At 37.4% G+C, this 12,258-nt stretch carries 15 protein-coding genes; all 15 read right to left on the bottom strand.

What is annotated here, in order from left to right:
* Positions 1-7: 7 nt before the first annotated feature.
* On the bottom strand, positions 8-880 hold the full coding sequence (locus tag JFL43_RS05765; RefSeq protein ID WP_200748281.1) for a MinD/ParA family protein: 873 nt from the start codon (positions 878-880) through the stop codon (positions 8-10).
* Complete coding sequence (gene flhF, locus JFL43_RS05770) at positions 877-2,001, bottom strand: flagellar biosynthesis protein FlhF (protein ID WP_200748282.1); 1,125 nt, start codon at positions 1,999-2,001, stop codon at positions 877-879. The genes JFL43_RS05765 and flhF overlap by 4 nt, the downstream gene beginning before the upstream one ends.
* Positions 1,998-4,031: a flagellar biosynthesis protein FlhA gene (gene flhA / locus JFL43_RS05775; protein WP_200748283.1), complete on the bottom strand. Its 2,034-nt coding sequence runs from the start codon at positions 4,029-4,031 to the stop codon at positions 1,998-2,000. The genes flhF and flhA overlap by 4 nt, the downstream gene beginning before the upstream one ends.
* Before the next feature lie 23 nt (positions 4,032-4,054).
* Positions 4,055-5,140 carry a flagellar biosynthesis protein FlhB gene (flhB, locus tag JFL43_RS05780; RefSeq protein WP_200748284.1) on the bottom strand — a complete coding sequence of 362 codons (1,086 nt, stop codon included), beginning with the start codon at positions 5,138-5,140 and terminating at the stop codon, positions 4,055-4,057.
* Between the two features lies 1 nt (position 5,141).
* Positions 5,142-5,918, bottom strand: coding sequence for a flagellar biosynthetic protein FliR (fliR, locus tag JFL43_RS05785; protein WP_100796493.1), 777 nt, complete (start codon positions 5,916-5,918; stop codon positions 5,142-5,144).
* A gap of 4 nt (positions 5,919-5,922) precedes the next feature.
* Entirely contained in the window at positions 5,923-6,192 is a 270-nt protein-coding gene (fliQ, locus tag JFL43_RS05790) for a flagellar biosynthesis protein FliQ (protein WP_100796492.1), read from the bottom strand.
* 13 nt (positions 6,193-6,205) lie between these two features.
* Entirely contained in the window at positions 6,206-6,871 is a 666-nt protein-coding gene (fliP, locus tag JFL43_RS05795) for a flagellar type III secretion system pore protein FliP (RefSeq protein WP_100796491.1), read from the bottom strand.
* Positions 6,868-7,548 carry a flagellar biosynthetic protein FliO gene (locus JFL43_RS05800; RefSeq protein WP_200748285.1) on the bottom strand — a complete coding sequence of 227 codons (681 nt, stop codon included), beginning with the start codon at positions 7,546-7,548 and terminating at the stop codon, positions 6,868-6,870. Before JFL43_RS05800 ends, fliP begins: the two co-directional genes overlap by 4 nt.
* A 5-nt stretch (positions 7,549-7,553) precedes the next feature.
* Complete coding sequence (locus JFL43_RS05805; RefSeq protein ID WP_100796489.1) at positions 7,554-7,916, bottom strand: response regulator; 363 nt, start codon at positions 7,914-7,916, stop codon at positions 7,554-7,556.
* 22 nt (positions 7,917-7,938) lie between these two features.
* Positions 7,939-9,132 carry a flagellar motor switch phosphatase FliY gene (gene fliY / locus JFL43_RS05810; RefSeq protein ID WP_200748363.1) on the bottom strand — a complete coding sequence of 398 codons (1,194 nt, stop codon included), beginning with the start codon at positions 9,130-9,132 and terminating at the stop codon, positions 7,939-7,941.
* Complete coding sequence (fliM, locus tag JFL43_RS05815) at positions 9,125-10,123, bottom strand: flagellar motor switch protein FliM (protein WP_200748286.1); 999 nt, start codon at positions 10,121-10,123, stop codon at positions 9,125-9,127. Before fliM ends, fliY begins: the two co-directional genes overlap by 8 nt.
* Positions 10,124-10,152: 29 nt before the next feature.
* Positions 10,153-10,578 (bottom strand): flagellar basal body-associated protein FliL, encoded by a 426-nt coding sequence (gene fliL / locus JFL43_RS05820; protein ID WP_100796486.1) that lies wholly within the window; start codon positions 10,576-10,578, stop codon positions 10,153-10,155.
* Positions 10,568-10,789: a flagellar FlbD family protein gene (locus JFL43_RS05825; protein ID WP_100796485.1), complete on the bottom strand. Its 222-nt coding sequence runs from the start codon at positions 10,787-10,789 to the stop codon at positions 10,568-10,570. The genes fliL and JFL43_RS05825 overlap by 11 nt, the downstream gene beginning before the upstream one ends.
* Positions 10,790-10,860: 71 nt before the next feature.
* A complete protein-coding gene (gene flgG / locus JFL43_RS05830; protein ID WP_200748287.1) occupies positions 10,861-11,778 on the bottom strand; it encodes a flagellar basal body rod protein FlgG in 918 nt (305 codons plus the stop codon).
* 81 nt (positions 11,779-11,859) lie between these two features.
* A complete protein-coding gene (locus JFL43_RS05835; protein WP_200748288.1) occupies positions 11,860-12,249 on the bottom strand; it encodes a TIGR02530 family flagellar biosynthesis protein in 390 nt (129 codons plus the stop codon).
* Positions 12,250-12,258: the final 9 nt, after the last annotated feature.

Genomic DNA, 12,258 nt, shown 5'->3' on the forward strand with positions numbered 1-12,258 from the left:
TGTTCAACTAATCACGACCTTTCGAAAAAATACTTTTTAATTTAGACAAAAACTTATTCGTTTGAGCCGGTGCATGCACTTCTTCAATGCAACCTTGCATATAACGATCAGTTATTTCTCGTAACGTTTTTGTTATAGGTGCATTCGGAAATAAAATTGAAAAAGGAACTTGTTTGCGAACAGCTTGTCTTACGAGTGGATCTTCAGGTAACGACCCTAATAAAATTACATCTTTGGCCAAAAATCGTGACATAGCATGACTTAAGCGTCTAAGAGCATCAAGTCCTTCATCTTGATCCATCGTACGATTACAAAGTAGATAAAAATTTTTGTCCGGGTCTTTGTAATGAATATATTTCATCATAGAGTAGGCATCAGTAATGGATGTTGGTTCAGTTGTAGAGACGACGATAATGTCTTCTACAGCAACTAATAAATCTAAAGACCAATTCGTTGCCCCTGCACCCATGTCGAATAATATATAATCGAAAGATTTTTGTAACTCTTCAAATGCTTCTATTAATCGATTAAACATTCTTTCGGACCATTCCATAAGACCTACCATACCTGTACCACCAGAAATATATTTCAAACCATTAGGGCCCTCAAAAGTAACCTCTTGTAACGTACATTCTCCCTGCAAATAGTTCTTTAAACTTTTCCTGGCACTTTCGCCTAATAAAATATGGATATTACCCATCCCTATATCCATATCGACAATGATAACCTTTTTCCCATGGGAGGCTAAAGTATTAGAAAAATTGGTTGTGAAATTACTTTTCCCAACACCACCTTTACCACTAACAACCGCAATAGATTTCCCTATCAACCCTTGGCTACGTAACATATGCATTCTTAAAGACTCAGCTTGATCTCTCATTTTTTATCTCCTTGAAAGAACAATTCAACTACACTTTCAAATGAGGCCTCCTCAATATCTTCTGGTACTTCTTGACCAGTAGTATAGTAAGCAAGTCCTTTATTATATTTAACCATTAAATTAATCATTGAGCCAATAGAATTTGTTTCATCAAGCTTAGTAAATATTAATTTAGCAATAGGGAAGGCCAAAAATTGTTGAATAATTGCTTCCATGTCACGTTCTTTTGATGTCATTGATAGGACTAAAAAGCTTTCCATGTTTTTGTCGAAATCGATTAGGGCCTTTACATCTTCCACATACTTAACTTCTTTGTAGTTACGTCCAGCTGTATCAATAAAAATTAAATCTAAATGCTCGAATTTTGCGAGTGCTTGTTCATAATCTTGCTTGTTGTAGACGATTTCTACAGGTGCTTGTAGTAAATTTGCATATGTTTTTAACTGCTCGATCGCTCCAATTCGGTACGTATCTGTCGTAATGAAGCCGATTTTTTGTTTCTTTTCAAGCACTGCTCTTGCGGCCATTTTTGCAATCGTCGTCGTCTTACCCACACCAGTTGGTCCAAGTACATTAATATATTTTTTTTCATAAGAAATGCCACCGAAAGGAAGTTGCTCCATTTTAGCGATAAATGACTTTTTCGCTTGATTGAGTAGCTCCTCTTGCGATAAATCTTCTTTGTTACTTTTCATAACTGCAAAAAGCTCATCACCAATAAGTGTGACGAGCTCTTGATTTAGCTCCTGTTGCTCTAATTGTTCAATAAGAGGTAAGAGTTCATCTGGATATTTTGACCCTACAGAGTATCGCTGCATTGATTGCATAAGCACTTTCAAATGCGCAATTTCTTTTTTGATTTCTTCAGAATTTTGTTCTGTTTGAATATGATTGTCAAAAATAGGATCAACTTGGGTTGGAGCGAGGAGAGGCGCAGATTCTCTTACCTCTGCGCGATCTAGCCCTGCTACAACTTCAATGCTTTTCTTTTTAAATAGGCCTAAAAACCCTTTTGAATACACTACTTTTGAATTAACAATGACAGCATCTTCGCCAAAATCAGCACGAACTTTTTTCATTGCGGCTGGCATTGACGGCTCTACGTATTTTTTCATTTTCATTCCACATTCACCACCCCAACACTTTGAATCTCAATTGATGCTTCTAGTTCATTATACGAAAGAATTGGAATCTGAGGAAAATATCTATCCGTCAATTGTCGCAAGTACATTCGAACTGCTGGTGAACTTAATATCACAGGTGATTGTTCAAAGAATGCAATTCGTTCTATTTCTCTCGCAATAGATTCTAGTATCGCTTGAGAATCTTGTGGATCCATCGCTAAATAGTTTCCATGATCCGTTTGTTGGATGCTATCTGCAATCATTTTTTCCACTTTAGCAGCTACGGTTAGAACTTTTAACTCTGGTTGATTTCCTGCATGCTGTGCGGTAATTTGACGAGCAAGCGCTTGGCGCACATATTCGGTTAAGACATCTACATCAGATGTTAACTTCGAATAGTCTGCTAATGTTTCGAAAATAATTGGTAGATTTCGAACCGAAACACTCTCTTCCAACAATTTAGCCAATACTTTTTGAATTTCACCAATCGATAATGGCGTTGGCGTTAATTCTTCTACTAAGATTGGCGCTGTTTCTCGTAAATGATCGATTAACTGTTTTGTTTCTTGACGACCAAGTAAATCAGAAGCATTGGCACGGATAATTTCTGTTAAGTGGGTCGATACAACACTCGGCGGATCGACTACAGTGTAACCTAACATTTCTGCTTCTTCTTTCACTTGCTCAGTAATCCATTTTGCAGGTAGACCAAATGATGGTTCTACTGTGTCAATTCCTTCAATCGTATCATCATCACCAGGACTCATTGCTAAATAGTGATCTAGTAAAAGTTCACCATGTGCAAGCTCGTTGCCTTTAATTTTGATACGATATTCATTTGGCTGCAGCTGAATGTTATCTCGGATACGTACAACTGGGATAACAATACCTAGTTCAAGTGCAAGTTGACGTCGAATCATAACAACACGGTCTAATAAGTCACCGCCCTGTGCTGCGTCCACCAAAGGAATCAAACCATAACCAAATTCAAATTCAATTGGATCAACATTCAATAGATTGACAACATTTTCTGGACTCTTCATATTATCTGTTGTAACCTCTTCTTCTATTTCCTGTAAATCTTCAATCTCTTCTTGTTTTTGTTTGCTCATATTAAAGGCAACAAGCGCCAAACCAATGGCTATCGGTAATGTAAAGATTAATTCGATTGGCGTTACTAAACCTAGTAATGCCACTGTACCAGCAGCAATATAAATCGCTTTTGGATCTGCTAATAATTGACCGACAATATCAGAGCTTAGGTTTCCTTTTGAAGCTGCTCTCGTCACAACGATACCTGTTGCTGTCGAAATGATCAGCGCTGGAATTTGAGACACTAAGCCGTCACCTACTGTTAAAGTAGAGAATAAATGAATAGCCTCACTAAATTCTAAACCCATTTGGACAACACCGATAAGAACACCGACTAATAAGTTAATAATAACGATAATAATACCAGCAATAGCGTCCCCTTTTACGAATTTAGTCGCCCCGTCCATCGCTCCATAGAAATCGGCTTCTCCACTTACTTTTTCACGTCTTTCACGTGCATCAGTTTCTGATATTAAACCCGCATTTAAATCTGCATCAATCGCCATTTGCTTACCTGGCATGGCGTCTAAAGTAAATCGAGCAGCTACTTCAGATACACGTTCAGAACCTTTAGTTATAACGATAAAGTTGATGATTACTAAAATAACGAACACTACTAAACCAACAAGTATATTACCACCAACAACGAATGTCCCGAACGTTTCAACAACAGTACCAGCATCGCCACCACTTAAAATTGCACGAGTTGTAGAGACATTCAACCCTAAACGAAACAAAGTTAATAGTAGTAATAACGTTGGGAATATCGAGAATTGTAATGCCTCATTCATATTCATAGATGTTAACAAAACGAGTAATGCTAATGTTAGGTTTACAATAATCAAAAAGCTAATAAGCCATGGAGGTAGAGGAATTACGAGCATCGCTACAATCATAATTACTGCCGATAATACCCCTATGTCACGAATCTTCATGTTTGTCCCTCCTGTTAAAAACTTTAAATTTTACGTTTAATGCGATAGACATAAGCTAACACTTCTGCGACCGCTTTGAAAAACTCATCTGGGATGCGGCCTCCAATTTCAACCTGGTCGTACATGGCTCTTGCTAAAGGTCGATTTTCTACCATGACGACATCATTTTCTTTGGCAATTAATTTAATCTTTTGTGCGATAAAATCCGTTCCCTTAGCCACCACTTTAGGTGCATCCATACTATCCTCATCATATTGAAGAGCAATCGCATAATGCGTTGGGTTTGTAATAACAACGTCCGCTTTTGGCACTTCTGACATCATTCGACGCATGGCCATTTCACGTTGACGTTGCTTAATTTTCGATTTGATGAGGGGGTCACCATCAGAGTTTTTATATTCATCTTTAATATCCTGTTTGGACATTTTTAAGTTTTTTTCATAATCATACTTCTGATAGAAAAAGTCTAAAATCGCGACACAAAACAAAGTGATAGAAGCAGCTATACCCATAATTACCGTTAATTTTGCTACAGTAATTAATGAAACCCACGGTGATTTAAATGACAAGCTCAATACATCATCAATATTCATCATTAAAATAACCGTTGTAACTGTACCGATAAAAGAAATCTTCAATACCGATTTTAACAGTTCAATAATCGCTTTCATGGAGAACATTCGCTTCAAACCTTTAATCGGATCTAGCTTTTTCAAATCGAATTTTAATGGCTCTGTTGTGAACAGTAGCCCAAATTGAAAGAAGTTACCTGCAAGACTTGCGATAACGGCAATCACCATAATTGGTAATAAGACAAAAGCCATTTCTATCATTACTTCTTTATACACTTCCATTACGGAGCCGATTGAAATCGTTTCAACTAGCATGTAATGACTGAATGTTTGCTTAAAAAAATTCATAATGCTGTCTCGCATTGAAGCAGCACCAAATAACATAAACAAAAACACAGATAATAGGACAAGTGCACTCGTAACATCCTGACTTTTTAATACTTGACCTTTTTTTCGGGCATCTTGTCTTTTCTTCGGTGTTGCTTTTTCAGTTTTTTCTCCCGCAAAAAATTGTAAGTCAAGACGAATATATTGCATCTTACCCACCACCTATTAGAACCATAAAGTCACGCATACTAACGATCATTATATTAAATAATCTTTGAATTACTGCGACCATTACGCCCATCATTGTTACAAGTACAAGGAAACTAACGCCAATTTTAATTGGAAAACCGACCACAAAAATATTCAATTGTGGAACTGTTCTCGCCGTAATCCCAAGCGCAATATCAACTAGGAATAATGTCGCAACAATCGGAATAGACATTTGGAATGCGATACCGAAAACAGTTGCAAACATTTTAATAATAAATTCAGTAGAGCCTTCAGAACCAAAGGATGGCCACATTGCACCAATCGGTAAGTAATCATAACTATAATAAATACCGTCTAGCAACATATGATGACCATTAATACCTAATAGCACGAGCATTGCAAGCGTATTAAAGAACTGACCTAACAAAGGACTTTGCGCGCCTGTTTGTGGATCAATTATGTTAGCAATTGCAAAACCCATCTGGAAGTCTATAAAACTCCCTGCTATTTGAATAGCAGACATAATCATATAAGCGATTAAACCGATTGTTAAACCAACCATCGCTTCTTTCATAACTAATAATATGTATTCCCCATTTACTTCCAAAGGAGTAACGTCAATTGTGTAATACATCATCCATGCAAGTACTGTTGCCAAAGTGAGTCGCACTTTTGTCGGGATTGTTTTATAAGAAAACAATGGTACCGTAATAAAAAATGCTGAAATCCGCACAAGAATGAGAAGGAACACCGTTACTTTAGGAACTAGCTCTTCCATTCAATCACCCTATATACCGGAGTAAATTTTCAAATATATCTGTTGCATATGAAGTCACTTGCGAAAGCATCCAAGGTCCAAAAAATACAAGTCCGACTAGAACTGCTACAATTTTCGGCACAAAGGCAAGCGTTTGCTCTTGAATTTGTGTTGTCGCTTGGAAAATACTGACTGCTAGACCAGTAATTAAAGCGATTAGTAGTAAAGGCCCTGAAGTTAGTAGGACGACCGTTATCGCGCGTTCTGCAACTGAAATGACCATTTCACCTGTCATATTGATTCATCCCCTAAAAGCTTTGCAGCAATGATTTCATTACAAGATACCAGCCATCTACAAGAACAAATAATAGGATTTTAAACGGTAGTGAAATCATAACCGGTGGTAACATCATCATCCCCATAGACATTAATACACTTGCTACAATCATATCAATAACAAGGAATGGGATGAAAATCATGAAGCCAATTTGGAAAGCGGTTTTTATTTCACTTAACGCATATGCAGGTACTAAAGTAGTTAATGGAATATCCTGAATTGTTTCAGGACGTTCTGCACCAGAATATTTTAAAAATAAATCTAAATCCTTTTGTCTCGTATGCTTACTCATAAAGTCTTTAAATGGTCCGCTTGCCTTGTCATAGGCTTCATCCAATGTGATTTTTTCTTCAAAAAGCGGTTGTAATGCTTCTTTATTCACATCTTGGAATGTTGGTGCCATTATGAAAAATGTTAAAAATAGCGCCAATCCCACGATTACTTGGTTTGGAGGCATTTGTTGTGTAGCAAGAGCTGTACGTACGAATGATAGTACAATCACGATCCTTGTGAAGGATGTCATAAGTATTAATATACTTGGCGCTAATGAAAGTACTGTTAACATCAACATCATTTTTACAGAAGTAGAAACGTTGGATGGATTACTGTCTGAGAAATAATTAACTAAATCACTCATTCTTTATCGCTCTCCTTCTGCTTCCACTCGTTCAAATCTTTACTACGTTCAGTTTTTATTTTCGAGATTTTTTGTTGGAATAAGTCTTTGAATTCATCTTTTGATTTGTCTTCTGTTTTAGATCTACGACGTACTTTCTCTTTTAAACTAGTAAAAATCTCAGCCATATATGGAACTTGATTAGAAAACTCCTGTTTATCGTTATATAAGGTCATTAGGCGCTCTTTTTCGGCCTCACCTGAGATTTCCTTAAGAATATGTACATCTTCACCTACACCAACTAAATAGAGCGAATCTCCTACTTTTAAGAGCTGCACCGATTTCTGTTGGCCTAAAGATAATCCGCCTAAATTTTGCATCATTTGATTATGTTGATATTTTTGGTTGCGACTATTGACGAATTTTAACATTCCATATAATAGTGCGACAACAAAGATAAGAGCTAACACCATTTTAATATATTCCCATGGAGACAAACCGACAGCTGTCGATGGATTGTTGTGATTGACAGCTGTCGGTGAATCCTCTTTGCATGCATCTTTGTCTTTATCATAGCATTCATCAACCATGCCTCCCGACTCAGCAAAAGTTGGCGTCGGGTTTTGCATAGGAATGATAAATGCAATTGTAAATATCGATGCACACAACATTAGTTTCAATAAACCTTTGTAGAACATTATGATCAACCTAACGCTTTTTGGATCGCTTCGATAACACGGTCAGCTTGGAAAGGTTTTACTATAAAGTCTTTTGCACCAGCTTGAATTGCATCAATTACCATGGCTTGTTGGCCCATTGCTGAACACATGATAACAATCGCACTTGGATGTTTTTCTTTAATCGCTTTTAAAGCGGCGATACCATCCATTTCAGGCATAGTAATATCCATTGTTACTAAATCTGGTTTCAATTCGTTGAATTTCTCAATAGCTTGAGCGCCATCTCCAGCTTCTCCTACAACTTCAAATCCGTTTTTTGTCAAAATATCCTTGATCATCATGCGCATGAAAGCTGCGTCATCCACAATTAATATCCGTTTAGACATGTTTAACTCCTCCAATAAATATCTATCTTAGATTGTTTAAGCGCTCCGCTTTACTTAAAATATCTGTAATACGAACACCAAAGTTTTCGTCGATTACAACTACCTCACCTTTAGCAATGAGTCGGCTATTTACTAGAATATCAACCGGTTCACCAGCAAGTTTATCTAGTTCAATAATAGAGCCACTCGCTAATTCTAAAATCTCCTTAACGGAACGCTTCGTACGTCCTAATTCAACAGTAACTTGCAGTGGTATGTCAAGTAGCATATTTAAATTTCTTGCTTCTGCCTGTTTCAAAGAGGCATTTTCAAAGCTAGCAAATTGTGCTTGTTGAACATTTGCAGGCTGTTGATATTGCGCTTGTCTTTCAGGTATTGCAAATGATTGCTGATATGATTGCTCTTGAACGGGAGCTTGTTGAGCTACCGGAGCTTGTTGCACTGGAGCTTGTTGCACTGGTACTTGTTGCACTGACGCTGCTTGTGGAGCAGGCGTTGGCTCTATCGTTACAGCAACTTCTTCACCCTCTTGATTCATTAGTTGATCTACTAATTTCTGACTGAATTCTAGTGGAAGTAGTTGCATAATATCTGAATCAATTAATGTACCAATCTTCAAACGGAAGGAAACTTTAACGAGTAAATCTTCCTCAGGAATATTATCTCTACCTTCATTTTTTGAAATATTCATTAAATCGATTGATGGCGGCGAGATATCCACTTTTTTATTAAAGATAGTAGACATAGATGTTGCAGCAGAACCCATCATTTGGTTCATAGCCTCTTGTACGGCACTTAAGTGAATTTCGCCAAGTTCATCTGCAGGACTAGCGCCGTCCCCACCTAGCATTAAATCAGCAATAATTGCTGCATCGGATTGTTTAATGACTAACAGGTTCATTCCCATAAGACCAGTCGTATATTCAACTTGAATCGCTACATACGGATGAGGAAACTCCTCCTCTAAATTATCGCGATTAATCATGCTAATTGTCGGTGTTGTTATATCAACTTTTTGACCTAATAACGATGACAACGCTGTTGCTGAACTACCGAAAGAGATATTACCAATCTCTCCTAGGGCATCTTGAGATAACGCATCTAAATAATCTTCCACTTTATACTCTACTCGAGAAGACGACTTACTTTCTGGTTCGGGAGATTCGCCTCTTAATAGGGCTTCAATTTCTTCTTGTGATAACATTTCATCACTCATCAACTTCATCTCCTCCTTTCAAAGACTCAATAACTTGCACAGCCATTTGTTTTTTTAACTTCCCTGGCTGAACAGTAAATTTAGGTATATCGCCAACTGTCAATGTGAGTGGCTGGCTAATTTTCTGATCCAATTGGATAACATCACCTTGCAACAATAGAAGGAAGTCTTCGATTGTAATTTCGGCATTGCCTAGTTCTGCTACAACCGGTAAAGCAGATTGTTTTACACTATTTTCGAGAATGGCTGTTTGTTCTGGTGAAACTTCTTTCTTGTTAGATTGCATCCAATAGCGAACAGATAAGTTCGGTACGATTGGCTCTAACACGACATGTGGGATACAAATATTGATCATGCCACTTGTTTCACCAATGATTGAATTGAACGAAATAACTACAACTGTTTCATTTGGTGAAATCATTTGTAAGAACTGTGGATTTACTTCAAGCTCTGATAACATCGGATCGATATCGGCGATGTTAACCCATGCTTCACGTAAGTTATCGAATGAGCGTTCAAATAAATTTGTCATAATTTTTGTCTCGATTTCAGTCAAGTTATCAACGTTACTATGACTTGCACCTGATCCACCCATTAAACGATCTAACATGGAGTACGCAATGTTAGGATTAATTTCCATTAGGATATTACCGTCTAAAGGTGGTACTTCAAATACATTTATGAGCGTCATATTCGGAATTGAACGAATGAACTCTTCAAATGGAATCTGATCCACGGATGCTACAGTAATTTGCACATAAGTTCTAAGTTGAGCTGAGAAAAATGTTGTTAAAAGGCGTGCAAAGTTTTCATGTATTCGGGTCAAACTTCGGATTTGATCTTTTGAAAAACGAAGGGCGCGTTTAAAATCATAAACTTTAACTTTTCTAGCGCCTTCATCTTTCATAATATCGTCAGCCGTCATCTCACCCGTTGATAACGCCGATAAAAGCGCATCAATTTCGGACTGGGATAACACATCTCCTGCCATTCGCCCACCTCCATTTCAAAATAATTAATTTACGGCATGATGTAGGAGGTAATATAAACTTCTTGTACCTCACCGTCTTGCATTAGTTCGTTGAATCTTGTTTTTAACGTATTCTTAAGCATTTTCTTGCCTTTTTTTCCTTCTAAATCTTCTTTTGTCATTTCAGACATTTCTTCAATGACAATACTTTTCACTTGGAAGTCACGTTTGCCGATTTCTTCAGCAGCTTTTTTGCTATCTGTTTGGATTTTTAATGAAATTTTCACAAAATTCGTTCCTACAAGGTTCGTTGTCAATTCAGGAACATCTACAGAAGCTTCGATGATATCATCGATATTCGGCTCTTTGGCGCTTCCTTTATCCCATTTATTCACAGTTACTAATGCGACCACACCTACTAGTGTAATCGAAACTAAAATAATCAACATAATGGTTAAAAGCTTGTTATTCTTCATCTTCTTCACCTCTTAAGTGCGGGTTTGATAGGAGCTGTACACTGTGATAAAAAGCAATCATACGTTTCCTCACTTCTTTCTCAGTCTCTAATACAACATATTTTCGCCCGGTCGTTAACGTAATCGTCGTATCAGGAAACTCCTCGACCGATTCTATGTATAAAGCATTTAATGAGAACGGTTTACCATTTAATTTAGTTACTATAATCATAGGAAATAAGGGCCGAGTCCAGAGAGCCGACCCAGCCCCCTCCTTTTAATGAAAATTCTTTTAGCTAAAACTTATCGTTTTAAATTAACAAGCTCTTGTAAAATTTCATCAGACGTTGTGATAATACGTGTATTTGCCTGGAAACCACGTTGCGCTACAATCATTTCAGTGAACTCTTCTGACAGATCCACGTTTGACATTTCAATTGTGCTAGAAAGAGTTTTCCCTACACCACTCGAACCACCATAACCGTAAAAAGCCTTACCAGAGTTTGAAGTAGGAGTATAATAATTACTACCCTCTTTCAGCAAACCTCCAGTATTAGGAAATTTAGCTAATACAAGTTGACCAGCAAAATTCAATTTACCTTCACTATTTGTATACGAAACTGTTCCGTCAGAACCTATATTAATGTTAGTCGCATCAGTTGGGATACGAATTGGTCCAATTTTCGATTTAGGCGTTGTTTCAGTTCCTAATTCACCATAATTTGGTGCAGACACCGTCCCTACACTACCATTTTTTGCACCCTCAGAAAAACCAAATACATATTTACCATCGCCGTTTACTAAATAACCATGGTTATCCATGTAAAAGACTCCATTACGAGTATACTTTTCGTTGGTTAATCCACCAGGAGCTCCTCCAGATGCAGGCGGTGCAGCAATAGAATCAGCAACAATAAAGAACCCATCACCATCAATTGCCATATCCAATACACGCCCAGTAAATTGAGATGAACCTTGTCCGTGTATTGTGTCAATAGTTGCGATTTGTGCACCTAATCCAATTTGTTTTGGGTTTGTACCACCATTTCTAGCTGTTGAACCTGAAGCACCTGCAGCTGTTTGTGACATCAAATCCTTGAACACAACACGTCCTTTTTTGAACCCAATAGTGTTAACATTGGCGATATTATTACCGATAACATCTAATTTTGTTTGGAAATTTTTAAGACCACTGATGCCTGAATACATAGAACGTAGCATAACTTAATTTTCTCCCTTCGATTTTAAAGTGTACTGCTTCTGTCATTTGGCAGTACTAAGGCACCCTTAAGAGGTCCTGCCTTATGTCAGCACAATTGTGCCGTCTATTTTGGTGAATAGCTGATCTTTTGCTTCATTACGATCCATCGCTGTAATAACTGTGGCATTTTTTGCACTAACAATAAGTGCTGCTTGCTCTGTTAATACTAGTGAATCATTTACTCCTTTAGCGCGTGCTTCGAATACTTTTTCTGTAATTCGTTGCCATTGGGATTCACTAATATGGATGTTCCGTTCACTTAGCCTGACTGATGCATGTTTGCTAACTTTTAACTGTTGTACATCTGTTACCTCTTGTAAAGCCTGCCTAAAAGATTGTTGATTAGTAGAAACGTTTGGCCTTGTAGCTGCTTGTTGTCGTAATGTTGGCTTAAGCGGTTGTATATGTTGCTGAAATCTTAATTTATCCATCATTAAACC

Origin of the sequence: Viridibacillus soli (genome assembly GCF_016612995.1) — a bacterium.
Taxonomy (GTDB): domain Bacteria; phylum Bacillota; class Bacilli; order Bacillales_A; family Planococcaceae; genus Viridibacillus; species Viridibacillus soli.